The sequence below is a fragment of the Fulvimarina manganoxydans genome (assembly GCF_900176465.1).
Lineage (GTDB): Bacteria > Pseudomonadota > Alphaproteobacteria > Rhizobiales > Rhizobiaceae > Fulvimarina > Fulvimarina manganoxydans.
This window is the reverse complement of record NZ_FWXR01000002.1, coordinates 281,535-305,793: the sequence shown is the minus strand read 5'-3', so window position 1 is coordinate 305,793 and position 24,259 is coordinate 281,535. Positions and strand designations below refer to the sequence as shown.

Here is a 24,259-nt window from a genome sequence, read left to right as displayed (position 1 = left end):
TCCGCTGCAGGCCTGCCCACAGGATCCGTGAAAGGCATTCTGTCGATCCTTTGCGCGGTGTTTCTCCTGTCTCTCTCCGATGCCCTCGTGAAACTCGTCAGTGATCGCGTCGGCCTCTTTCAAATTCTCTTCCTGCGTTCCTCCTTCGCGATGGGTGCTCTCGTCGCGTTCGCAGTGTTGAGCGGCCGCCTTGCGGAGTTGTCGATCCGGGCGAAACGATGGGTCGGGTTGAGGAGCCTGTGCCTCTGCGCCATGTGGGTGGCCTATTACGCCGCCCTCCCCGCGCTTGATCTGCCGATCGCAGCGGCCGCCTACTACACCGCGCCGATCTGGATGGCGCTTGGCGGATGGCTGTGTCTGAGCCAACGTCTGAATGGCGCGACCTGGATCGCGCTCGGTGTCGGCTTTTGCGGCGCTTGCCTCGCCTTGAAACCCATGCCGGGCATGGTCTCGCCCTCGATCGTTCTGCCGATCCTTGCGGCCATCGCCTACGCAGCCGCCGGGCTCATCACCCACCAACGCTGCGCGGCCGAAAGGCCGCTCGCCATGGCGTTTCACCTCAATGCGAGCCTTGCCATCGTCGGGGGCCTCGGCCTCGCGCTCACGAGCGTCTTCTCGTCGAAAATTTCGGCGGAGCCTGTCCACCAGTTCCTGAGAACGCCGTGGCAGTCGCTCGACGCGATGCTCCTTGCGACCATGGCAGGGCTCGGCCTCCTCATTGCCGCGATCACCATTCTCGTCGCGCGAGCCTATCAGTCGCCTCGACCGGCTCTGATCGGGGTCTTCGACAATGCCTATCTCGGCTTTGCCGGGCTCTGGTCCTTCGTCCTCTTCGGTGTCGTTCCGGACGGCCCCGGTCTCGTCGGCATCGTCCTGATCGCCTGCGCCGGAGCCGGCGCGGCCCTGTCGATGCGCAGGCAAAAACCGGACCCGAAACGTGCAATCACATGACGCCGAAAATATTGATGATGGCAGGGCCGAGAATGACGGCAAAGAGCACCGGCAGAAAGAAGACGATCATCGGCACTGTCAGTTTGGGCGGCAGGGACGCTGCCTTCTTCTCCGCCGCATTCATGCGCATATCGCGATTTTCCTGCGCCATGGTGCGCAGGGCGCTACCGAGCGGCGTACCGTAACGCTCGGCCTGGATCAGCGCGGTCGTGACCGCCTTGACGCCTTCGAGCCCGGTGCGCTGCGCAAGATTGTCGTAGGCCGCCTTACGATCGGGGAGATAGGAGAGTTCGGCGCAGGTCAGAACCAGCTCTTCGGCCAGCGGAATCGACTGCACCCCGATCTCCTCGGACACACGACGGAAGGCGGCCTCGACGGAGTTGCCGGCCTCAACACAGATCAGCATCAGATCGAGTGCGTCCGGCCAAGCGAGCTGGACCGATTTCTGGCGCTTCTGCGCCGCGTTGTTGACCACCATGACCGGCAGATAGAAGCCGAGATAAGCAACACCGGCAACGATCAAAAGCTTCACTGAGAAGATCTGATTCTCAAGAACGCCGAGGCCATAGATGTAAAAACAGGCAATCGTCAGGAAAGCCAAAGCGAGCGACGCGCGGGCAAAGAGGAAGAGCGTCAGATGGCGCGAATTGCGATATCCGGCGATCTTCAACTTCGCGGTGGTCTTCTCGTCCACAAGCGCCTTGCGAAGGTTGAGAGCATCCACGACCTTGGCGGCGAAGCCGTACTCTTCCACATTTCGTAGGCTCGCGCGTCCGCCTTTGTCCTCGCGCGACAGACGCGCGCGTTCACGGGCCCGGATCTCCTCACGCTCGAGCGCGACAGCCTTCATCCGGGTCTTCAGTGTGTTCTTCTTCATCCCCGGCAAGAGAACCGCGAGCATGCTGGCAAAGACCGCCGCACCGAGAAGGATGGCGAAAGCAGCTTCCGGCGCGATGCCGACGGCGCGAAACATGGCTTCCATGGGAAAGCTCCCGATCGTCTGGCCGGACGCCGTAAGCGGCGGCGAACCGTCATCAGATTTCGAATTGGATCATATTCTTCATGACGAAGATGCCGATGGACATCCAAACGGCGCAGCCGATCAGAATGAAATTTCCGACCGTCGTCTGAAATAGTATTCCGATGTAATCCGGCGCCGTCATGTAGACGAGACTGGCAACAGCAATCGGCAGAGCGCCGATGATCGTCCCGGACGCCTTGGCTTCGGATGAAACGGCCTGAACCTTCTGGCGCATCTTCTTGCGCTCTCTGAGAACGCGCGACAGATTGCCGAGCGCCTCCGAGAGATTGCCGCCGGCCTGGGCCTGGATGGCGATGACGATCGCGAAGAAGTTCGTCTCGGGCAGCGGCACCGACCGATAGAGACGTTCGCAAGCCTCGCCCAGGCCGACGCCCATTTGCTGGGCCTCGACCACATGGCGGAATTCGCTGGCGACAGGCTCCGGCACTTCCGCGGCCACGGTGCGCAGTGTATCGCCCAAGGGCAGACCGGCCTTGATACCACGGACGATCAGGTCGATCGCGTTCGGGAAATGCTCGATAAATCGTTCAAGACGCTTCTTGCGCATGCGCGCTAGAGCGAATCGCGGCAAGCCCGCGCCGCAGACGATCCCGAGCATAAGGGCGACGATGGGTCCCTGCCCCAGGCCCAAAGCTATGATCGCCGCGAACAGGCCGATGCCAACCGACAGCAGGACGAACATACGCGCGGAGATGGTCAAGCCGCTTTGCGCGAGCGTCTGGCTAAGGCTCGGCTTCGTCCGGTTGCGATCATGCGCCTTGGCCCGCGTTTCCATCTCGCGCAGCGAATTTTCGAGGTTCTTACGCCGTTTGGATTGTTCCTGCACCCGGCTGCGCGCGGCTGCGACATTCGCTTTCGCCTTTTCGTCTCGGGCCAGCGCGGTCTTGCGCGCGGCGACCTTCTTCGAGGCTGCGAGCTTCGGCTGAAGCAGAGCAAAGGCGACGCCGCCGGCGGCGGCGGTCGAGAGAAGGACGAAGAGGAGAACCCCGAGCGGACTCATCAATAGCCCTCCTGCTCGCTTTGGAGGTTGCTGCGGTCGAGCGCGGCGGCCAGGCGGCGATCCTCGCCATAATAGCGCGCGCGATCCCAGAAATGCGGGCGTCCGACACCGGTGGAGCGATGCCGACCGATAAGCCGGCCGGCCGCGTCTTCGCCGACGATGTCGTAGACGAAAAGATCCTGGGTGATGATGACGTCGCCTTCCATCCCCACCACCTCGGTGATGTGGGTGATGCGGCGGGAGCCATCTCTCAGGCGCGCGGCCTGGACGATGACGTCCACCGACCCGCAGATGATCTCCTTCACAGTGCGCGAGGGCAGAGAATAGCCGCCCATGGCGATCATCGACTCCATACGGTTGAGGCATTCGCGCGGGCTGTTGGCGTGGATCGTGCCCATCGACCCATCATGGCCGGTGTTCATCGCCTGTAGGAGATCGAACACCTCCGGTCCGCGCACCTCGCCGACGATGATGCGCTCGGGCCGCATACGCAGGCAGTTCTTGACGAGATCGCGCATCGTGATCTCGCCCTCGCCCTCGATATTGGGCGGTCGGGTTTCCAGCCGCACCACATGGGGCTGCTGCAGCTGGAGCTCGGCGGAGTCCTCGCAGGTGATGATGCGTTCGTCGAGATCGATATAGCGCGTCAGACAATTGAGAAGGGTCGTCTTACCCGAGCCCGTGCCGCCCGAGACGACGATATTGCAGCGAACGCGCCCGATGATTTGCAGAATCTCGGCCCCGTCCGGGGTGATCGTCCCGTAATTGACCAATTGGTCGAGAGTCAGCTTGTCCTTCTTGAACTTTCGGATCGTCAGGGCCGGCCCATCGATCGAAAGCGGCGGCGCGATGACGTTGACGCGCGAACCGTCGGGAAGACGCGCGTCGCAGATGGGCGATGTCTCGTCGACGCGGCGTCCGACCTGGCTGACGATGCGCTGGCAGATATTGAGAAGCTGCTGATTGTCGCGGAAGCGAATTCCAGCCTCATGCACCTTGCCGGCGACTTCGATGAAGGTCTGGCGCGCTCCATTGACCATGATGTCGGCGATTTCGTCGCGCGCCAGAAGCGGCTCCAACGGGCCATAGCCGAGAACATCGTTGCAGATGTCGGAGAGGAGATCCTCCTGTTCCGCGATCGTCATCGCATAGTTCTTGATCGCGATGATGTCGTTGACGATGTCGCGGATTTCCTCGCGCGCGGCATCGGCTTCCATGCCGGCGAGCTGCGAAAGGTCGATCGTGTCGATCAGGGCTGCGAAGACCTGCGACTTACGCTGATAGAACGCGTCGTCGCGCTTGGCCGAGCGATTGTTGCCGGCGCCCTCCGACGCGGCGGGGGCCGACACCGAGCTCTGCGTGGGCCGAACGCTTGGCGGCGCGGCGGGCTCGCGCGAGGTCGCGGGCTGAACCGGCGCAGGCTTGGGGACCGGCCGCTCCTTGAGGTCGGTGCTGCCCGCGGACGGCGTCTGGCTTGAGCGTTTACCGAACATCGAATGCTAGTCTCCGAGAAAGGACGATCCGTGGCTTCAAGCCGCCGCACCATCCGGTCTTGTCGTTCCTCTCATCTCTCCGCGCGAGCGAAGAATGCGTCCTGCGACATCCGGCCGATCGCCTCGCGATGACGGATGCCGACGGCGCCCCGAGCGCCGCACTGGCACGTCTGCGGCCCAGGCCGTGACCGGCCCTTAGCCGGATCAGGCCGCCGATTTCTTCAAGAGGCGGTCGAAGAGGCCGACTTTCTTCGCTTTCTTGATCGTCTCGCGACCGGTGACGATGTGGGCGAGCTGGTCGAAGGTCGCCGCAATCGGGCTTTTGGCGTTCAGCTGCCGGATCATCAGACCGGCATTGGCCGCCTCGCCGAAGAGTTGCGGATCGAAGGGAATTTCGGCCGCCGGCGTTAGGCCCAGCGGATCGCAGAATTCGTCGAGGGCGATCTCGGGCCGTTTGGGGATGCCGATCTGATTGAGCACGAGATGCGGCTTGACATCGTTCGGCCGCAGCTTGGCCAGCGTATCGACCAGATTTTTGGCATTGCGCAGATTGGCAAGGTCGAGGCTCGCCGCCATGACCACGAGATCGGCTTGGGCGAGCATGGCCCGCGTCCAGTCCGTCCACTGATGCGGCAGGTCGAGGATGACGAAGGGCGCCGTCTTCTGGGCCGTCTCGACGAGAACGCGAAAATCGTTCGCGTCGAGATCATAGACCTGATCGAGCGTCGAGGGCGCGGACAGTAGCGAGAGATGGTCGCCGCAACTCGACAGCAGGCGATCGAGAAGCGTCTCGTCCATTTCGCCGGAGGAGCGAAGGGCTTCGTACATGCCCTGGGCTGGGTCGCGGTCGAAATCGATATTGGCCGTCCCGAACGCCAGATCGCAGTCGCAGAGGATCACCTCGCTTTGAAACAGATCAGCGATCGCCCAGCCGACATTGTGGGCGATGGTCGAGGCGCCGACGCCGCCCTTGGCGCCGAGTACGGCGATGCTGCGGCCGAGAGGCTCAGAATCGGGTGCGACGAAGATGTCGGAAATCGTCGTCAGGACATCGGCGAGCGAAATCGGCGCGACGAGATACTCCGAAACGCCGCACCGCATCAATTCGCGATAGAGCTGAACGTCGTTATAATGGCCGATCACGACCACTTTCGTTCCGGGGTCACAAACATCCGCCAGCTTGTCGAGCGCCTGGATCAGCTCCATCGGCGGCAGGCGCATCTCCAAAATCACAAGATTGGGCGTTGGAGCGCTGGAGAAATGCTCGAGCGCGGCGCGATAATCACCGGTATTGACCTTGAAACTGGTCTTGGCGAGACGGCGATCCTTCATCGCAGCCTGCATCGGCGTGGTCACACCCTCGCTTTCGCAGAAAGCCTGGATGGAGACGCGGGGGATGGGGCGGACATTGTCCACCACTTCGGGAATGTTGCCCTGCGCTCCTGCGTCGTGAGCGGGCTCGTGGGGAATGTTTACCATGAGTAATCGCTGCTCATCTTGGGTTCGCTCGCGCCGGTCTTCTCACCCTTGCGATATTTTTCGATAATGGTGGAACGGCGCTGGGAATCGACCGGTCCCATGCCGCGCGGCGACAGAAGATCGCGCGGATCGGCAATCTGGGCGGCCAGGTTCTGCTGCGTAGCACAACCGAAATTGTGATAGTTTTTGTTCTCTGCCGTGTCGGTCAGGTCGTCCGGCCAGGACCCGCAAGGCGTGGTCTTCGCGACAAGAGTGGAGAAGCTGAGGCGGATCGGCGTCGGGCGAAGGGCATCGTGCGCGGCATAGCTTTCGACAACGATCCGATGGGGTTCGACATAGGAACGGGAGAGAAGTGAACGGATCTCGGGAAGCAGGCGTCCGGCGGCGACTGAATTCCGCGCGCCGTACGGGATCAAAACGCGCATTGAATCGGCCCCCGAGGTGAGGAACCGGTTGGCGAAGTCCTGAACCCGGCTCACATCCGAATGGGGTAGATTGCTGTCGGATGCCACGACCGTAATGTCGATCGCCTGTTCGGCCTCCGAGACGACGATCGGATGCCGGGTGCGATAGTCGTCGGGGATCGAGCCAACTTCGATATGATGGACGTTGCCGCAGGCCGAGAGGACGCCGGTCAGCATCGCCATGGCGGCGAGCCTGATCGGAAGCGCGGGAACGGCCAGACGGCGGGGGGCGACTGCCGGAGACGGGCTCATCGTTCGGTGCTCCTCGATCACTTGTAGATGTAGCCGACGACGCCGTGATAGCGGCCGGGCGGCAGGGCGGTCTCGGTGCGGCCGTAGACACGGTTGATGCGACCGAGGAAATTGGACGAGCCATCGGAGGCGAAGGCGAGACCGTCGTCGGGACGGGCGAGCGCCTCGCGACCGACGGGGCGCACCAGGTAAGGGGTCACGATGACGACGAGTTCGGTCTCGTAGCGCTGGAAGTCGCGCGAGCGGAACAGCGTGCCGAGGATCGGGAGTTTGGAGAGGCCGGGAAAGCCGGAAACGACCTGACGAACCTCGTCGCGCACCAGGCCGGCGATAACGAGCGAGCCGCCCGAAGGGAGCTCGACCGTGGTGTCGGCGAGACGTTTGCGAAGGCCGATGCGGTTAAAGCCCGCGCCGTATTTGTCGCCACTGAAGCTGAACGGGCTCTCGAAAGTGGGTTCCGAGACGCTGGTGCGCACTTTCAAGCTAATCCGTCCAGGCGAAAGGACCACCGGCGTGAAGTCGAGACCGATGCCGTATTCGATCTCCTTGGTATCGACCGTCGCATAACCTTCCTGCTGGATGTTTCCATCGTCATCCAGGACGGCAGGGGTGAAGCTGCGGCCGTTGGGAATAATGAATTCGCCGCCGACCTTGAAAGCGGCGCTCTCGCCAGAGATGGCGGTGAGGCTCGGCTCTGCGAGCATACGCATAACACCGGACTGTTCGAGAGCTGACAGTTCCGCCTGAAGATTGGTCTTGTCACCGATCGTTCCGGCCAGGTCGAACTGCGAGTTCGACAGCGCCTTTCCGAGACCAAACGGATTGTCCGACACGGCGCCGAAGCTCATCCCGTCGATGACGGTACCGATGGTCCCATTAAGCCCCAGCTGTTTGACGACGGAGCGCTGCACTTCGGCGACCGTCACCTTCAGCGTGACCTGGTCTTCGCCCTCTATCCTGAGGAGATTGACGATCTGGCTCTTGCGCCGATTCTCGCTCGCCATGGCGACATCGCCGCCCGATCCCTCGGTCATTCCGCCCGCCGTGGCCGTCTTGATATAATTGCTTGTCGTCGCCTCACCGCCCGTCACGAAGATTTCGGCGATCTGCTCCACCCTTGCGGCGTCGAGCGGGGTGCGGACCGTGCCAGTCAGAACGACGTTGTCGCTCATCATTTCGATCTTCACGTCGGAATCCGGCACATATTTACGGATCGAGGATTCGAGCCCGCCAATGTCGCGCTCGATCTTGATGTCGATCGACGCGATCTGGCGACCGGCCTGGTCGAAGACGATCACATTCGTCTGTCCGACCTGCTTGCCGAAGAGATAGATGTGGCGTTTGTCGCGGGTCACCGCATCGGCGATGGCGGGGTTCGCCACCAGGATGTCATGGGCGTCGGCCGAAAGAACCACGACCTTGGACATGTCGAGACCGAGATCGATGCGGGTATGCCCCATCCCGACATTGACGATGGTTCCGTTGGCCGCCGCTTCGGCTTCAGCCATATAGGGAACGACCGGATTGACGGGCGCCAAGAGCAGAGCCGAAGCGAGAAGGCTGGTCAGGACTGTCCGGGTGAGACGCATGGTCCGCTCCCTTCGAAAAGATGTTTGGATTGGCGCGCGCTTCATTGGGAGACCCTGACATCCTGGATTTTGCCGTAGCGGACGAGCCGAATGTCATTGTTCTTCGCCTTCTCCTCGGCGAGAAGGAAAGCGGCATAACCAGGCGTCCCGGGAACGGAGTCGGCAAGCGAACGCAAGGACAGAACGAAACGGTCGGCCATCTGCTGGGCGGCGGTCAGCGCCTCGGCCTGATCCGCGTCGACCTCCAGCGTGGCGGTGGAGCCGATGACGGTGCGCTGGCCGTCGGCCTCGTCGATCGTCTGATCGATCGCCAGAACCCGAAGGTTGCGTAAGACGGTCTCTGTGACGATCTGACCACCTGTCGTTCCGTCGTCCTTGCGACGGCTCATGATCACGTCGACATGGTCATTGGGCAGGATAAAGCCGCCAGCGGCCGTCGCCGCCGCGATCTGCACGGAGACGGCGCGCTTGCCCGACGGCAGCACTGCAGAGAGGAAGCCGCTCTCCGACTTGATCAGCTTGGCTTCGCGGATCGGTTCGCCGGCGAAATAGGCCTGGCGGGCAATGGAGCCCTTGAGCTCTTCAATCGCGTCCGGACGTTGAGACCGACGGATGAAACTGTCGCCAATGCCGTCCACGGGCCATTTCTGCCAAGAGAGCGCACTGTCGACGCCCATTCCCATCGGCAGATCGCGGGAGGCAACCAGAACGTCCGCCAGCTTGACCGGCGGCTCGGCCGGCGCAGCCGTGATGATGACCGGTTCCTGAGGCTCCGGCGTCGATAGATTGAGGGCGACGAAGCCCGCTCCGACCGCAGCGAGCGCGGCTGCCGCGATGACAATCAGTTGCGCTCGGTTCATCGACAACTCCCGCATCTGTGCCGCAGAGACGTGCGGCCTGTTCGCGTTCGTTATCGCCCAGAAATCGTCAACGTATGGTTAACCAAAAATGAAAGGCTCGATGAGTATCGCGCTTGAAGGATCGTTGAAGTCCAGCTTTGCTTAAGCCTACAGCCAGGCGAGAGCCGCCGTGAGCAGCGGGCCGTCGGAATAAACAACGAAACCAGCCGCTGCGATCGCGATGCCGTAGGGAACGCCGGTCTCCTTCTCAAGCAAGCGATCGGCCGCCGCAAAGCCGGTGACAGGCGCAAGCAAGGAGCGCGCGGACAAGAGGACGATAGCAAGTGCGCCGCCGAAGAGGGCGACAAGGACGCCGTAGGCAAGAATACCATCAGGCCCGATCCATAGGGCGGAAGCCGCCAGGAGCTTGGCGTCGCCCCCACCGATCAGATTAAGCGAAAACAAGGCGAAGCCAAGGACGAAGACGGCGAAGCCAACGCCCATATGGGCGGCGAAGTCAGAGAGCGGCAGGCCGAATTGCAGGGCGGCGAAGGGAAAGAGGATGGCGATCGCGGCGCAAAGCCTGTTCGAAATCGTCATCGTCATGAAGTCGGAAAGTCCGGCCAGGATGAGACAGGCGGGAAAGGCCATCAACAGGGCGTAAGTATAAGCTTGCGATAGGATCATGCCGGCAGACCTCGACCGCGGGCGCAAAGGACCGAACAACGCCCTGCTCTTAAAAGGACACCACCGCCCAGCGAAGCCGGCCGATGGTGTCGGTGTTCTGACAAAGAGACGCGGCAATCCGATATCGACGGATGATGCCGCGCATCAATTACTCCGGCTGAGCGCCCGAGATCGAGCTCTCGATCGTCTCGAACTGGCTCTTCATCGTGCCACCGAGCGTCGTCAAAGCGGTGATGCAGGCAACAGCCATCAGGCCGGCGATCAGAGCGTATTCGATGGCGGTGGCGCCGGACTCGTTCTTCAGGAAGCGTTTGAAATGCGTGGACATGAGACAGTCCCCTTTTTTTTCGGGTTCAAGACAGCACGTCCGTCGACTTTTTTCATCGATCGGATGAGCAGAGATTCCGGCATTCCTCTTTCCATTGCCTTAAAACGGACGATCAGGTGCGAGCAACCACGAAGCAACCGCAGTGATAGTTAACGACTTATTACCCGCCTTCTTTACGCAATCTTCACCATGACCGGCCCATCATGGGTCATCTTTCCAGCTCACTCGTGTCACAGCGCGATGGGCGATGGTCGGTGCAAGCCGATCCTTTTATGTCCGACACGCGTCGGCTCGGCGGGCAGGCCGCCCGTCCCGATCCGACGGTTCAAGGGAGCGGCCGCCGCCCATGCCTATCCGTCTGTCCCGACTCGTCCTTGCTGCCGCCCTTGTCGTCGGCGGAACCGCCAGCACCCTTGCCCAACCGGGCGGATCGCTGATCGAGGTCGCGATCGATCACGCCCGAGTTCTCCAGATCGATCGGACGGCAGGGACGGTGATCGTGGGCAATCCGGCCATCGTCGATATCGAAGTTCTCTCCGCTGACCGATTGGTGCTGACCGGCAAGTCCTATGGCATCACCAATATCGTCATTCTGGATCGAGAGGGCGAAGTTTTGATCGACGAGCAGGTCGCCGTTCAGACCTTTGAAGACAATACGCTGCGCGTCTATCGCCAAGCCCAGCGGCAAACCTTCGCCTGTGCACCCAAATGCGAGCCGACCGTGACGATCGGCGACAATCCCGAATATTTCTCAGCGGCGAGCGGGCAATATGAAGTCCGCCTCGGAATGGCTGAAGCGGCGGCCAAGTAGCTGGAACGGGTCCGTCTTCCGACCTAGATGGCAGACGTCGAGGCGACGGCGCTTGCCCGCTTCGAAGGATGTCAACGCTGCGTGGCCAGCCAAATCGCTGGGCCATCGCGATCGAGGGACGAAGATCATCGCCCGCGCAATAATCATGGTTCTCGATTCGGTCGGCATCGGCGGAGCGCCGGATGCGCAGGCCTTCGGTGACGAAGGGGCCAATACGCTTGGCCATATCGCAGCGGCTTGTGCTTCAGGTCACGGCGACAAGGAAGGGCTGCGAAAGGGACCGCTCACACTGCCCCATTTGACAGTGCTTGGGCTGAGCCGTCTCGCACCGGAACTCGGCGACAAGCCGGCTGACAGCACGCCCTCGTCACGCGGTCTCTATGGCCGCGCCTCGGAAGTCTCAAAAGGCAAGGACACGCCTTCCGGCCATTGGGAGATCGCGGGCGTTCCGGTGGCCTTCGAATGGGGCTATTTTCCGCAGACGATTCCGACCTTTCCCGCCTCTCTCATCCGCCAGATCATCGACGATAGCGAGATTCCCGGCATTCTGGGCGATAAACACGCCTCCGGTACGGAGATCATCGCGGAACTCGGCGAAGAGAGTGTGCGGACCGGAAAGCCGATCTTTTACACCTCCTCCGACAGCGTCTTGCAGATCGCCGCCCATGAAGAGCATTTCGGCCTTCAGCGATTGATGGCACTTTGCGAGGCCGCACGCCGCCATTGCGATCCTCTCAATATCGGCCGGGTCATCGCCCGACCTTTCGTCGGAGAGGATCCGGCAAGCTTCACGCGCACAGCGAACCGGCGCGACTTTTCCGTGCCGCCGCCAGAGCCGACGCTTCTCGACCGGGCCGAAGAGGCCGGACGCACGACTTTCGGCATCGGCAAGATCGCCGACATCTTCGCCCATCAGGGCATTTCGCGCATCAAGAAGGGGGCCGGGAACATGGCGCTCTTCGACGCGACGCTCGAAGCGTTCGCAGAAGCCCAGGACGGCGATCTGATCTTTGCCAATTTCATCGATTTCGACACGAATTTCGGCCACCGGCGAGATGTGCCGGGCTATGCGGCGGCGCTCGAAGCTTTCGATCGGCGCTTGCCGGAACTCGACGCGGCTCTGAGACCCGGCGACCTGGTCGTCATCACCGCCGATCATGGCTGCGATCCCACCTGGCGCGGCAGCGACCATACGCGCGAGCGGGTGCCCGTCCTGGCTTACGGGCCCGACATTCCGGCTCGCGATATTGGCACACTGAAAACCTTCGCCGATATCGGCGAGAGCGTCGCAGCCCATCTCGGCCTTCCCGCCGGACGCCATGGAACGAGCTTTCTGTGACGGTTCGCTCTAGCCATCCGCCGCTGGCCGAGCTTCATTGCCATATCGAAGGGGCGGCCGAACCCGCCCTCGCCTCTGAGATGGCCGAGCGATATGGCGTCGATCTGTCCGGCTATATCTCGGACAACGGTTACGTCTGGAGCGATTTCTCCTCGTTCCTTGAGGCCTATGACGCCGTTGCCGCCTGCTTTCGAACAGAAGACGACTACGCGCGCCTTGGCGAGACCTATCTGACCGCTCTTGCCAATGATGGCGCGATCTATGCGGAACTCTTCGTCTCGCCCGATCACGCTAGGTCGTCCGGCCTCGCGCCGGGCGCCTATATCGAGGGCCTGTCGCGCGGCATCGAACGGGCGCGCGTAACATGCGGGATCGAAGCGCGAATGATCGTCGTCGGTGTTCGCCATCTGGGCGCCGAGGCCGTTCGGGAAGCGGCCTGTTTTGCGGCGAGCCCGAGACATCGGACCATCGTCACCGGATTCGGCATGGCCGGCGACGAACGATTCGGCGCGATCGAGGATTATGCACCCGCCTTCGACATCGCCCGCGATGCGGGCCTCGGCCTCACGGTCCATTCCGGCGAGCTTTGCGGTCCCGATCAGGTGCGCCGAACGCTGACAGCGATTCGGCCGGACCGGCTCGGCCATGGTGTCAGGGCGAGCGAGGACCGAAGCCTCCTTGGCGAAATCGCCGAGGCCGGCATCGTCCTGGAAATCTGCCCCGGCTCCAATTTGGCTCTCGGGCTCTATCCGGACATGGCGCGCCATCCGCTGAAGGCCCTGGTCGAGGCCGGCGTGAAGGTGACGCTGAATTCCGACGATCCGCCGTTCTTTCATACCAGCCTTGCGGCCGAATATGAGCGGGCGGCGGAGATCGGTTTTGGCCAAGCCGAGCAACTCGCTTTTACCAGAACCGCCATTGAAGCGGCCTTTGTCGACGAGGCGACCCGAAAGCGCCTTCTCGACCGGCTGATGCTGCAAGCGATCGGGTGTGGGGCTGCGGCCAATCCGACCAATGGCCTTGGCGCGGACGACAGACAGGGCTAATCAGGCCCAAGTGACAAGACGGCTTGAGGCGAGCGAGGCGACATGGACGGCGTGACGGTCATCGACCACCCTTTGGTGCAGCACAAGCTGACCTTCATGCGCAAGAAGGAGACCTCGACGGCGGGCTTCCGGCGGCTCTTGCGCGAGATTTCGACGCTTCTCTGCTATGAGGTCACCCGCAATCTGGAAATGACGACCGAACGGATCGAGACGCCGATCCAGGGGATGGACGCGCCCATTCTGGAAGGCAAGAAGCTCGTCTTTGCCTCTATCCTCAGGGCCGGCAACGGCCTGTTGGAGGGCATGCTGGACCTCGTTCCGGCCGCGCGCGTCGCCCATGTGGGCCTTTACCGCGACCATGAGACGCTGCAGCCCGTTGAATATTACTTCAAGGCGCCGGAAGACCTGCGTGACCGGCTGGTGATCGTCGTCGACCCGATGCTGGCCACGGCCAATTCCGCCATCGCAGCCGTCCAGATGCTGAAGGACCGGGGCGCGGCCAATCTCCGCTTCCTCTGCCTTCTCGCGGCCCCTGAAGGTGTCGAGCGCTTCCGCGCCGCCCATCCCGACGTCCCCGTTTATACGGCGTCGATCGACAGCCATCTCAACGAAAAGGGCTATATCGTGCCCGGCCTCGGCGATGCGGGCGACCGGATGTACGGCACCAAATAGCCGTCGATCGACCGGGTCACGTGCGGAATTCGAGAATGCGGGAATGGTCGTGGCGACAGACCTCCCCCAAACCCCGTTGAAAGATCAAGCCTTCGCATTCATCCCTCAGATACCATCCAACGAGATCGGGTGATGCGCTTACGGAAGGATTAGGCAAGGACGCTACGCTCCTGCGCAAACCAACGCGCGAATGAAGTGTAGCTGCCGATGTCCCGCCTGATGGTCTTCGCCCTCCTCCTGTCGATCGGCTCGCTGGCCGTCCCCTCGGCCTTCGAGGCCTATCGCGACAAGTTTCTGGCCGCGCCGCCGGAGGCCGTGGACGCCGCACCGGCAGTCCAGACCGTCTCCGTAGCGCCGCCCGCCTCCACGCCATCGCTCTCTCAAGGGCAGTCGCTTCAACTCAATGCCGACATGGCCGGGCATTTCCGCACGGACGCTCGGATGAACGGAATGCGGGTCGAGGTGCTGGTGGATACCGGCGCGACCCTCATCGCGCTCGACGAAACGACGGCGCGTCGAATGGGCATCGTCCCGGCGCCGGCCGATTGGTCGATTGCGGTTCAGACGGCCAATGGTCTCGCCCATGCCGCCCGCGCCAAGATCCGGAGCGTCGAAATTGGACCGATCCGCGTGCGGGACGTGGATGCCCTGATTCTCAAGGACGGCTCACTCGCGACGACGCTGCTCGGCATGAGTTTTCTCAACGCCCTCGACCGTTTCTCCGTCGCGGATGGACGCCTGACGCTTGTCCAGTGACGAGCCTCACGGCCGGCCAGTCGTCGGCCCGATCCGCCCTTGAACTCGGCTGTCAGAGGCGGACCGCAACGCCCCGTCGCCAATCCGTGCCGCCGCCTGAAAAGCCCCTATCGCCCGATCTGCCGCCTCTTCGCTCGCGGCATGAACGAAGGCGAGCGGCTCGCCTAGCGTCAGCTGCGTACCGAGCCTTTGAATGCCGGAAAACCCCACACGCGGATCGATGCGATCCTCAGGCAGGCGGCGCCCACCCCCGAGACCGACAACAGCCATGCCGATGGCCCGGCCATCAAGCGCATCAAGTGTCCCGCCGGTCAAAGCGGGCACTTCGCGTGTGATCGGCGCGGGAGCGAGATATCGATCCACATGGCTGGAAAAATCGCTCGGCCCGCCCAGTCCGGCGATCATGGCCTCGAAAGCTTCGAGCGCAGACCCGCTTTCGATCGCCCGCCGCGCGGCGCCCTCCCCCTCTGCGGCGTTGTCCGCCAAACCGGATAGGACCAGCATCTCGGCGGCGAGCGCCAGAACGACCTCCTCAAGCGCCCCATCGCGTGGCTCACCGGCCAGAAACCGAACCGCCTGCCGAACCTCGATTGCGTTGCCCGCGCACGGCGCCAGTGGCTCGTCCATCCCGGTGATGAGGGCGGACGTCGTCAACCCAGCACCATTCGCCACTTCGACGAGCGCCGAAGCGAGCGCATCGGCGTCGTCCTTGTTCCGCATGAACGCCCCGGTCCCGACCTTCACGTCAAGAACGAGGCTTTGCAGGCCCGCTGCCAGCTTCTTCGACAGGATCGAGGCGACGATGAGCGGCTGGCTTTCGACCGTCGCGGTGACGTCGCGCACCCCATAGAAGCGCTTGTCGGCCGGCGCGAGATCGCCCGTCGGCCCGACGATTGCGCAGCCGACATCTTTGACGAGACGCCGCAAGCGCTCCGGCTCCGGCGTGATGTCATAGCCGGGAATGGATTCCAGCTTGTCGAGCGTGCCGCCCGTATGGCCGAGCCCGCGCCCGGAAATCATCGGCACCGCAGCCCCGCAAGCGGCGAGAATCGGGGCGAGCATCAGTGAAACATTGTCGCCGATGCCGCCCGTCGAGTGCTTGTCGACCACGGGCCGATCGAGCCCAGACCAATCGAGCACCGTGCCCGAATCGCGCATGGAAAGCGTCAGCGCAACGGTTTCCGTTCGGTCGAGGCCTTTGAAGATGACAGCCATGGCAAAGGCCGCGACCTGGGCATCCGACACCGACCCGTCCTGAAAGCCGGTGACGAAATCCCGGATCGCGCCCGAGTCGAGCGTCTCGCCGTCGCGTTTCGCCCGGATGATCTCGACCGGCAGACGCATCAATAGCCGCCCTTGCCGCTCTGGCGCTCCCGGCCTTCCGCGACCGCGAGAAGGTCCGCGAGAACGCCTGAGGCGCCTAAGCGAAAGCGCTCGGCCGTCGGATAGTCCGTTCCGCAGATCGTCTCGGCAAGCGTCATATAGGCGTCGGCATCCTCAAAGGTCTTGATGCCACCGGCCGGTTTGAACCCGACGCCGCGCCCGTCCCGGGCGATCGCTTCGAGAAGGATGCGCGCCGAAGCGGGCGTGGCATTGATCTCCACCTTGCCGGTCGACGTTTTCAGGAAGTCGGCGCCGCCCGACAATGCGGCGAGAGCGGCCCGCTCGATCGTCGCCTCGTCATAGAGCTTGCCGGTCTCCAGGATCGCCTTCAGCGGCCGGCCGCCGCAATGGGCTTTGATCGTGCGCACCTGCGCCTCGACGAAGCCTGGATCCTCGGCCACGCGCTCATAGGCGATGACAAGATCGATCTCGTCGGCTCCGTCGCCGATCGCCTGCCGGGTCTCGTCGAGCGTTGCCTCCACATCGTCGCCCCCATGCGGAAAATTGACCACCGTCGCGACACGGATATGGGGCGAGAGCTCACGGCGCGCGAAGGCGACAAAGCGTGGCCAGATGCAGATCGCAGCAACCGGACCGACAGGCGTTTCAGCCCGTTTGATCAAACCGGCGACATCCGCCTCGGAGCAATCGTCGTTGAGATTGGTGAGATCGAGGCGCGCGACAAGCTGCGTGGCTCGCTCGGCGTCGCCGGCAGCGCTCCGACCGGTTCCCTCTTGCGAGACCTCACTCATCGAATGCTCCCTTCTCGATCATTGCCGTCAGAATGCGGCCGAGGCGCTCCCCGCCGAGCGGCGCCATGCGCTTGGTCTCGTCATGGGAGAGTTGGTCGCCCGTCATGCCTGCCCCAAAATTGGTGATGACGGAGGCCGCGCCCACCTTGAGGCCGAAGAAACGGGCCAGGATCGTCTCCGGCACGGTCGACATGCCGACCGCGTCGGCGCCAAGAGTGCGCGCCATGCGGATCTCGGCCGGCGTTTCGAAGGACGGGCCGGAAAACCACATATAGACGCCCTCCGAGACCGTCTCGCCGATTTCTGCCGCCGTCTCCGTGAAGCGCTTTCGCAAGGCGGGATCGTAAGCGTCCGTCATGCCGACGAAGCGCTCGTCGCTCGCCTCGCCGATCAGCGGATTGGTGCCGGAAAAGGCGATGTGATCCGAAATCGGCATGACCGAGCCCGGCGGCATGTCCTCGCGCACCGAGCCAGCCGAATTGGTGAGGAAGAGGGTCGTGACGCCCACATCGCGCAAGGTCTCGATAACGGGGCGCATGACCGCCGCATCGCCCTTTTCGTAATAGTGAATGCGGCCGGAGACGACGAGAACGTCCCGGGCGCCCAACCGGCCGGCCACGATGGCACCCGCATGGCCGGACACGGCGCTTTGCGGAAAGCCGGGAAGTTCTGCGAAGGGGATGGTCACCCGATCCTCGACCGCTGTTGCCAAACCTCCGAGCCCCGATCCGAGGACGAGGGCGAGGCGCGGTTTGCGCGATCCGAGTTCCTCCGCCAGACGCGAAACCGCCGGGGTCAACCGATCACCTCGGTCTCGAAGGCGAAGGGCAGCAATTCGCCCATCGCGACGGTCTTCTTCACGCCGCCCTCGACGTCGCAGAGATGGATCTTGGTCTCGGCCGTCGCGAATTCGGCAATACGCTGGCGGCAGCCGCCACAGGGCGAACAGAGCGGCAGGCGCTCGGCGACGACGGCAAGCTCGGCGATCTTGCCCCCACCATCCATGACGAGATGGGAGATGGCGGTCGTCTCGGCGCACCAGCCTTCGGGGAAGCTCACCACCTCGATATTGCAGCCGGCGAAGATGCGCCCGTCGGTCGTGCGCAGCGCCGCACCCACCGGAAATTTCGAATAAGGCGCATGGGCCTTGCGCATCGCCATGCGTGCCTTGGCGAAGAGATCATCCGCCATGGGATCCTTTCGAGAACTTGGAGGCCTATCGTTCCTTCACATAGGGCACGCCGCCGGCTTTCGGAGGTGTCGCCCGACCGACGAAGCCGGCGAGAAGGATGACGGTCAGAACATAGGGAAGCGCCTGGATCGCTTGGCCGGGAATGGGCCCGATCAGCGGGAGTTCCACACTCTGCATGCGGAATGAGGCGGCGTCGAGGAAGCCGAAGAGCAGGCAGGCGAACATCACCGGCACCGGCTTCCAATTGGCGAAGATCAGGGCGGCGAGCGCGATATAGCCGCGCCCGGCCGTCATGTCGCGGGTGAAGCCTGCCGCCTGAGCGACCGAGAGATAGGTGCCGGCAAAGCCTGTGAGGACGCCGCAGATGATGACCGCGCGATAGCGCAGCCAGGTGACCGAAATGCCGGCGGTGTCGACGGCCGCCGGGTTTTCGCCGACCGCCCTCAGCCGCAAGCCGAACCGGGTGCGGAAGAGCACCCACCAAGTGAATGGCACGGTCAGGAAGGCGAGATAGACGAGGATCGATTGGCCGGAAATAACGCCCGAATAGATCGGCCCGAGAACCGGCACGTCCCGCACCGCATCGGCAAAGGGCAGATGAATGGGTGCGAAGCGGCTCGCGCCGAACAGGGTCGGCGTGCGTCCGCCTTGCGAGAACCAGGCTTGGCCGAGGATCATGGTGAGCCCGGCGGCGACGAAATTGATCGCGACGCCCGAGACGATCTGGTTGCCGCGATAGGTGATCGAGGCAAGGCCGTGGATCAGGGAAAAGACGACGGCCGCGAGAATGCCGGCCAGGAGGCCGAGCACGGCCGAGCCGGAGGTCGCCGCGAGCGCCGCCGAGGCGAAGGCGGCGATCAGCATCTTGCCTTCGAGCGAGATGTCGAAAATGCCGGAACGCTCGGAATAAAGCCCGGCGAGCGCGGCAAAGAGCAGCGGCGTCGAGACGCGAATGGTCGAGGCGGCGATATCGACGACGGTGTTGAGATCCATGGTCAGACGCCTCCCGTCCGGGCCGCGGAAGGGCCAGTCTCGCGCAGCCGAAAGCGCGCCCAGGCCATGCCGATCGCCGGCCGGAACATATTTTCGAGCGCGCCGGCAAAGAGGATGACGAGCCCCTGAATGATGACGATCATGTCGCGCGAGATGGCGGGCATGTCGAAGGCAAGCTCTGCCCCGCCCTGATAGAGCATGCCGAAGAGGATCGCGGCGGGGATGATGCCGGCCGGATGGCCGCGCCCCATCAGCGCGACGGCGATGCCGACGAAGCCGGCGCCTTGCGGAAAATCGTTGAAGAGGCGGTATTGATCGCCCATCACCGGATTGAGGGCCATCAGACCGGCAAGCCCGCCGGAGATCAGCATGGTGACGACGACGAGGCGCAGTTCGGACATGCCGGCATAGCGAGCCGCGCGGGGCGAATGGCCGAGGGTGCGGATCTCGTAGCCGAGCCGCGTGCGCCAGATCAAAAGCCAGACGCCGAGACAGGCGAGAAGCGCGACAAAGGCCGAGACATTGAGCGGCGCCCCGCCGAGATTGGCGCCGAAGAGCTCGAACAGCCCGCGCAGTTTGGGAAGCTGCCCGCCTTCGGCAAAGGTCGGCGTCTCCAGGGCGTTGGTGCCCGGCACCTTCAGCCAGTCATTGAGGAGATAGACCATCAGCGCGGCGGCGATGAAATTGAACATGATCGTCGTGATGACGATGTGGCTGCCCCGCTTGGCCTGGAGATAGGCCGGGATGAGGGCCCAAAGCGCCCCGAACGCAGCCGAGAGACAGACGGCAAGCGGCAGATTGAGCCACCAGGGCAGAATGCCGCCAAGCCCAAGTGCGATCGCCGTGACGCCCAGACCGCCCACATAGGCCTGGCCCTCGCCGCCGATATTGAACAGCCCGCCATGGAAGGCGACGGCGACGGCGAGCCCGGTGAAGACGAAGCTCGTCGCATAATAGAGCGTGAATCCGACGCCCTCCGCATAGCCGAAGGCCCCGTTGAGCATCAGTTCCGCCGCCCGGATCGGGCTCTCGCCGACGGCGAGCACGACAAGGCCGGCGACCAGAAAGGCGACCACGAGATTGATCAGCGGAATGACGCCGTAATCGATGATGGGCGGGAGTTTCGCGTATGGGCGGCTCATGGAGTGAGATCACCTTTTTCGGCTGCCACCGCTTCATACTCCTTCAAAGTCTGGCCAGTCGCCTCGACGATCCACGACGTCCTGCCATTATCGTTCCGACCATACAAAACTGCCGATGCCGCACTGGGACTTGAGAAGGCGTGGTTCTTCGTAAGAACCAACCAACCATCGCGCTCGACCAACGTACCGTTCTGAATTAGCGTTTCCCTGAGGTCGCCATATTGGTTCAGAGCGTATTCCGGATCGAGTTTTGCTTTCGATCCCGAGAGCACAACTGTCTCTCCGTTGATCTGTATCGCCTTCGCCTCCATTCCCATCTTACCTTTCCGGAGGTATAATTTAAGGCCTTCATCAATAGCACGACCTGACGATTTATTAGACGAAGTGGACAGAGCAGGTTTCAAAGTATCAAACCCAAGCACAGGCAGAACAATCTGAACCTGATCCAGAAAAAACTCCATATCTGAAATATCGGCTTCGGGAAGGCGACCACTTGGCGGTTCATTGGCATTCAAGACGCTTGACCGCCCGGCGCTTCTTGCAATTTCAGTCAATCGACTTTCGAGATATCGAGAATGCGCCTTTGTTAAATTGAAATCCTTGCTGACGATTACGCAAAACCGCTCAAAAAAATCCTTCCCATCGGCTTTTGCGTGTTGGTTTATCCGTTTGCCAACGTCGTCAGCCTCTCCAACATAAACGTCTCTCAAGGCGCCCACTTGGGTCACATCGCCGAAGAGAAAATAAACACCTGTCCTTCTCGCATCCTCTCGAGACATGACGTCGATTAAGCGATCGCGAGGAGCCGCAATCACAATTCCAGTCCAGTTGACTATCTCGGCCGTCACGATTCCTGACGCGGTCCCGTCCACGAGGTACAACCGAACCTGCCGCCCCCGAACCTGGCTCATCGCCAAACTTCCATAGTTTGGCATCTTAGGGTCTCAGCTCTACAGAGTCGTAGCCTCACTCCGCCGCCTCCCGCTCGTCGATCCCGGCCATCAACAGGCCAAGCTCGCCTTCGCTCGCATCCGGGCCGCGTTCGCCGACGATGCGGCCGGCGAACATGACGAGAATGCGGTCGGAGAGGGCGCGGATTTCGTCGAGCTCGACCGAGACGACGAGGATCGCCTTGCCGGCGTCGCGCATGGCGACGATGCGCTTATGGATGAATTCGATGGCGCCCACATCGACGCCGCGGGTGGGCTGGCCGATGATGAGAACGTCCGGGTCTCGCTCCATCTCGCGGGCGAGCACGATCTTCTGCTGGTTGCCGCCGGAAAAGTTGGCGGTCTTCAGCCGGCAATCGGCCGGGCGGATGTCGTAGGCTGCGATCTTTTCGCGTGCATCGGCGCGCATCGCGTCAAGGTCGAGAAGCGGACCCTTGGCGAAGGCCTTGTCGTCTTGATAGCCGAGGATCGCGTTCTCGTTTTGCTCGAAGGGCAGGACGAGGCCCATATGGTGGCGGTCCTCCGGCACATGGGCCATGCCCCTTCGGCGCATCTCGCGCGGATCGCCCGGCTTCGTCGGATCGAGGGCTTCGCCATTGAGGGTGATGCGGCCGGATACGGCTCTGCGAATGCCGGTAATCGCTTCGAGAAGCTGGGACTGGCCATTGCCGGCGACCCCCGCGATCCCGACGATCTCGCCGGCTCTCAGCTGAAGCGACACGTCGTTGACCATGGTGACGCCGCGCGAATCCTTGACGGTCAGATTGTCGACGGTGAGGCGCGTCTCGGCCGGCTTCGCCTCGCCTTTCTCAACGGTCAGGAGCACCCGCCGGCCGACCATCAGCTCGGCGAGTTCGGCTACAGAGGTCTCGGACGTCTTGCGGGTCGCCACCATCTCACCCTGGCGCATGACCGACACATGGTCGGTGATCGCCATCACCTCGCGCAGCTTATGGGTGATGAGGATGATCGTCTTGCCCTCTTCGCGCAGCTGGCGCAGCACATTGAAGAGATGATCGGCCTCGGCCGGGGTGAGGACACCCGTCGGCTCGTCGAGGATCAGGATGTCGGCGCCGCGATAGAGCGCCTTCAGGATTTCCACGCGTTGCTGCAGCCCGACCGGCAGGTCCTCGATCAAGGCGTCGGGGTCCACATCGAGGGCGTGCTCGCGTTCAAGCCGTTTCAATTCGGAACGGACCCGGGCAATGCCCGAATTGAGAAGACCGGACTGCTCGGCGCCGAGCATGACATTCTCGACCACGGTGAAATTGTCGACCAGCATGAAATGCTGATGCACCATGCCGATGCCGGCGGCGATCGCGGCATTGGGATCGGTGATCTCGACCCGGTTGCCACCGACGCGAATCTCGCCGGAATCGGCCTGATAGAAGCCGTAGATGATCGACATGAGCGTCGACTTGCCGGCGCCGTTCTCGCCGATGATGCCGTGGATCGTGCCTTTCTCGACGGTGAGGCTGATATCGCGATTGGCTCGAACCGCGCCGAAGCGCTTGTCGATCCCGATCAGTTCGATCGCCGGTTCCGCCATACCCACCCCATCGATCGGCCTCGCCACTTTGGGCGAATGCCATGCCTTGCAGCCAGTCTCCAGTCGTTGCGACAATCGTAGTGAGGGCGACGCGACAAGAGAAGAGGCGTGGCGCCGGATTTCACGGCCAATGCGAAGTCGTCCGACCGGAGCCCGCTCTTTTCGGGCCAATCCTCCCTTGATTCAGGCAAGGGATGGCTCTCACATGAGCACCGATCCAACGCCGCGGACGCATCGGCTTCAAGCCGGCCCGAAGAAACGGGCATGCGCGAGGCGGACTACAAGAGCGAACAGCGAGGGAGGCCCCTATGGCCGAAGCCGATTCGTCCGTCGAAAGCCGGCTCGACGATCTGGAAATCCTGACCGCCCATCAGGCGCAGACCATCGATGAGCTCTCGGAGGAATTGCGGAAAGCCTATGAGGCGATCCGGTCCATGCAGCTGAAGATGGAGCATTTCGCCGACCGCCTGGGCGCGGTGGAGGATGGCAGCGGCGGGCCGCCCGAAGCGACCAAACCGCCGCATTATTAAAGCGCCGGGCGAAAAGTGGATCCCGGTTTTTCGATAACCCGGTTCGTTATCAAAGAGTTATAGAACGGCGGGCGATCTTGATTTATCGCCCGACGCTCTAGGGCCTGTTGAGATTTGGGGGATTCCATCAAGGCCGTCGATTTGATTCAATCCTCGCCCGATTTGGATGGGAAGGATGAGGACAATTGCGAGATTGATGCTTCGGGACGATCAGTGGGCAAAGATGGAGCCGTATTGTCTGGGCAAGAGGAGTGATCCTGGTCGCAGCGGCGGCGACAATCGTCTGTTTGTCGAAGCCGTTCTGTGGAAGGCGCGCACGGGTAGCCAGTGGCGTGACTTGCCTCAAGAGTTCGGCGAATGGAACACAATCTACAAGCGCTTCAATTACTGGGCCAAGCGCGGTGTGTTCGAGAGGATGTTCGAGGCGGTGTCGGATGAGCCGGACATGGAATACGCCATGATCGACGCCACGATAGTCCCGGTCCATCGCCATGGACACGGCGCAAAAGGGGGACTCGAAATCAGGCCATCGGCGCCTCGAAGGGCGGCTGGACCACCAAGATCCTGGCATTGACCGACGCTTTGGGCAATTTCGTCCGCTTCGAACTCCTCCCCGGCAATCGCTACGACACGGTCGGCGTCAAGCCTTTGATCAAGGGAGTGAAATTCAAGGCTCTTCTAGCCGACAAGGCCTTCGACGCCAACTGGATCGTAGAGGAAATGGACGAGCGCGGCGCTGAGGTCGTCATCTCCCAGCGACCGAATCGAAAGCATCCGCGAAAGATCGACGACGAGATATACAAATGGCGTCATCTCATCGAGAACGCCTTCGCAAAGATCAAAGATTTCAAGGGCATTGCCATGCGAGCCGGGAAGACCGACCACAACTTCGCCGCTATGCTGCATCTCTGCATGAGCGTCATCAATTCGAAATGAATATCAACAGGCCCTAGAGGCCAGCCGGCCAAGCGCCGCACAGAAAAGCCGCCGCACCCAGAGAGTGCGACGGCTTGCATCGGG

Annotated in this window: 25 protein-coding genes; 8 read left to right on the top strand and 17 right to left on the bottom strand. The window is 62.5% G+C overall.

Annotated elements, in window-relative coordinates:
- The first annotated feature begins 27 nt into the window (after positions 1-27).
- The gene (locus tag B9A15_RS04110) at positions 28-951 is read left to right on the top strand and encodes a DMT family transporter (protein ID WP_170923161.1); all 924 of its coding nucleotides are present in this window, start codon (positions 28-30) and stop codon (positions 949-951) included.
- On the opposite strand, the gene B9A15_RS04105 is transcribed toward B9A15_RS04110, so the two are convergent.
- The 9 genes from B9A15_RS04105 to B9A15_RS04065 all read right to left on the bottom strand — a co-directional run bounded on the left by B9A15_RS04105 (position 944) and on the right by B9A15_RS04065 (position 10,124).
- Positions 944-1,933, bottom strand: coding sequence for a type II secretion system F family protein (locus B9A15_RS04105; protein WP_084408751.1), 990 nt, complete (start codon positions 1,931-1,933; stop codon positions 944-946). The two genes, B9A15_RS04110 and B9A15_RS04105, sit on opposite strands and share 8 nt — an antisense overlap.
- Before the next feature lie 52 nt (positions 1,934-1,985).
- Positions 1,986-2,993, bottom strand: coding sequence for a type II secretion system F family protein (locus B9A15_RS04100; protein ID WP_084408750.1), 1,008 nt, complete (start codon positions 2,991-2,993; stop codon positions 1,986-1,988).
- Positions 2,993-4,486, bottom strand: coding sequence for a TadA family conjugal transfer-associated ATPase (locus B9A15_RS04095; RefSeq protein ID WP_084408749.1), 1,494 nt, complete (start codon positions 4,484-4,486; stop codon positions 2,993-2,995). The genes B9A15_RS04100 and B9A15_RS04095 overlap by 1 nt, the downstream gene beginning before the upstream one ends.
- A gap of 204 nt (positions 4,487-4,690) precedes the next feature.
- Positions 4,691-5,965, bottom strand: coding sequence for an AAA family ATPase (locus B9A15_RS04090; RefSeq protein ID WP_084408748.1), 1,275 nt, complete (start codon positions 5,963-5,965; stop codon positions 4,691-4,693).
- Entirely contained in the window at positions 5,959-6,681 is a 723-nt protein-coding gene (locus B9A15_RS04085; RefSeq protein WP_084408747.1) for a CpaD family pilus assembly protein, read from the bottom strand. The genes B9A15_RS04090 and B9A15_RS04085 overlap by 7 nt, the downstream gene beginning before the upstream one ends.
- 17 nt (positions 6,682-6,698) lie before the next feature.
- Positions 6,699-8,270: a type II and III secretion system protein family protein gene (locus B9A15_RS04080; protein WP_084408746.1), complete on the bottom strand. Its 1,572-nt coding sequence runs from the start codon at positions 8,268-8,270 to the stop codon at positions 6,699-6,701.
- Between the two features lie 41 nt (positions 8,271-8,311).
- Positions 8,312-9,130, bottom strand: a complete 819-nt coding sequence (gene cpaB / locus B9A15_RS04075) for a Flp pilus assembly protein CpaB (RefSeq protein WP_084408836.1) — start codon at positions 9,128-9,130, stop codon at positions 8,312-8,314.
- Positions 9,131-9,277: 147 nt separating this feature from the next.
- Complete coding sequence (locus tag B9A15_RS04070) at positions 9,278-9,796, bottom strand: A24 family peptidase (RefSeq protein ID WP_139798190.1); 519 nt, start codon at positions 9,794-9,796, stop codon at positions 9,278-9,280.
- A gap of 148 nt (positions 9,797-9,944) precedes the next feature.
- The gene (locus B9A15_RS04065) at positions 9,945-10,124 is read right to left on the bottom strand and encodes a Flp family type IVb pilin (protein WP_084408744.1); all 180 of its coding nucleotides are present in this window, start codon (positions 10,122-10,124) and stop codon (positions 9,945-9,947) included.
- Between the two features lie 346 nt (positions 10,125-10,470).
- On the opposite strand from B9A15_RS04065, the gene B9A15_RS04060 reads away from it, so the two are divergent.
- The 5 genes from B9A15_RS04060 to B9A15_RS04040 all read left to right on the top strand — a co-directional run bounded on the left by B9A15_RS04060 (position 10,471) and on the right by B9A15_RS04040 (position 14,748).
- Positions 10,471-10,935 (top strand): pilus assembly protein N-terminal domain-containing protein, encoded by a 465-nt coding sequence (locus B9A15_RS04060; RefSeq protein ID WP_084408743.1) that lies wholly within the window; start codon positions 10,471-10,473, stop codon positions 10,933-10,935.
- A 127-nt stretch (positions 10,936-11,062) separates the two neighbouring features.
- Positions 11,063-12,274, top strand: coding sequence for a phosphopentomutase (locus tag B9A15_RS04055; protein ID WP_084408835.1), 1,212 nt, complete (start codon positions 11,063-11,065; stop codon positions 12,272-12,274).
- Entirely contained in the window at positions 12,271-13,320 is a 1,050-nt protein-coding gene (locus B9A15_RS04050; RefSeq protein WP_084408742.1) for an adenosine deaminase, read from the top strand. Before B9A15_RS04055 ends, B9A15_RS04050 begins: the two co-directional genes overlap by 4 nt.
- 42 nt (positions 13,321-13,362) lie before the next feature.
- Positions 13,363-13,992 (top strand): uracil phosphoribosyltransferase, encoded by a 630-nt coding sequence (upp, locus tag B9A15_RS04045; protein WP_084408741.1) that lies wholly within the window; start codon positions 13,363-13,365, stop codon positions 13,990-13,992.
- A 207-nt stretch (positions 13,993-14,199) separates the two neighbouring features.
- Positions 14,200-14,748 (top strand): retropepsin-like aspartic protease family protein, encoded by a 549-nt coding sequence (locus B9A15_RS04040; protein WP_084408740.1) that lies wholly within the window; start codon positions 14,200-14,202, stop codon positions 14,746-14,748.
- 6 nt (positions 14,749-14,754) lie between these two features.
- On the opposite strand, the gene deoA is transcribed toward B9A15_RS04040, so the two are convergent.
- Genes deoA through B9A15_RS04000 form a run of 8 tightly spaced genes read right to left on the bottom strand, consistent with a single transcriptional unit; the run spans position 14,755 to position 22,709 of the window.
- Complete coding sequence (gene deoA, locus B9A15_RS04035) at positions 14,755-16,092, bottom strand: thymidine phosphorylase (RefSeq protein ID WP_084408739.1); 1,338 nt, start codon at positions 16,090-16,092, stop codon at positions 14,755-14,757.
- On the bottom strand, positions 16,092-16,883 hold the full coding sequence (gene deoC, locus B9A15_RS04030; RefSeq protein WP_084408738.1) for a deoxyribose-phosphate aldolase: 792 nt from the start codon (positions 16,881-16,883) through the stop codon (positions 16,092-16,094). The genes deoA and deoC overlap by 1 nt, the downstream gene beginning before the upstream one ends.
- Complete coding sequence (locus B9A15_RS04025; RefSeq protein ID WP_084408737.1) at positions 16,876-17,682, bottom strand: purine-nucleoside phosphorylase; 807 nt, start codon at positions 17,680-17,682, stop codon at positions 16,876-16,878. Before B9A15_RS04025 ends, deoC begins: the two co-directional genes overlap by 8 nt.
- The gene (locus tag B9A15_RS04020) at positions 17,679-18,074 is read right to left on the bottom strand and encodes a cytidine deaminase (protein WP_084408736.1); all 396 of its coding nucleotides are present in this window, start codon (positions 18,072-18,074) and stop codon (positions 17,679-17,681) included. Before B9A15_RS04020 ends, B9A15_RS04025 begins: the two co-directional genes overlap by 4 nt.
- 25 nt (positions 18,075-18,099) lie before the next feature.
- On the bottom strand, positions 18,100-19,068 hold the full coding sequence (locus B9A15_RS04015; RefSeq protein ID WP_084408735.1) for an ABC transporter permease: 969 nt from the start codon (positions 19,066-19,068) through the stop codon (positions 18,100-18,102).
- 2 nt (positions 19,069-19,070) lie between these two features.
- Complete coding sequence (locus B9A15_RS04010; RefSeq protein WP_084408734.1) at positions 19,071-20,210, bottom strand: ABC transporter permease; 1,140 nt, start codon at positions 20,208-20,210, stop codon at positions 19,071-19,073.
- Positions 20,207-21,121, bottom strand: a complete 915-nt coding sequence (locus B9A15_RS04005) for a GIY-YIG nuclease family protein (RefSeq protein WP_084408733.1) — start codon at positions 21,119-21,121, stop codon at positions 20,207-20,209. Before B9A15_RS04005 ends, B9A15_RS04010 begins: the two co-directional genes overlap by 4 nt.
- Positions 21,122-21,176: 55 nt before the next feature.
- Positions 21,177-22,709, bottom strand: coding sequence for an ABC transporter ATP-binding protein (locus B9A15_RS04000; RefSeq protein ID WP_084408732.1), 1,533 nt, complete (start codon positions 22,707-22,709; stop codon positions 21,177-21,179).
- Between the two features lie 308 nt (positions 22,710-23,017).
- Between B9A15_RS04000 and B9A15_RS03995 the strand changes: the two genes are divergently transcribed.
- On the top strand, positions 23,018-23,239 hold the full coding sequence (locus B9A15_RS03995; protein WP_084408731.1) for a SlyX family protein: 222 nt from the start codon (positions 23,018-23,020) through the stop codon (positions 23,237-23,239).
- A 175-nt stretch (positions 23,240-23,414) separates the two neighbouring features.
- A protein-coding gene (locus B9A15_RS03990) for an IS5 family transposase (protein WP_139798189.1) occupies positions 23,415-24,175 on the top strand; the annotation gives its coding sequence in 2 pieces (ribosomal slippage) (positions 23,415-23,760 and positions 23,760-24,175; 762 coding nt in all).
- The last annotated feature ends 84 nt before the right edge of the window (positions 24,176-24,259 follow it).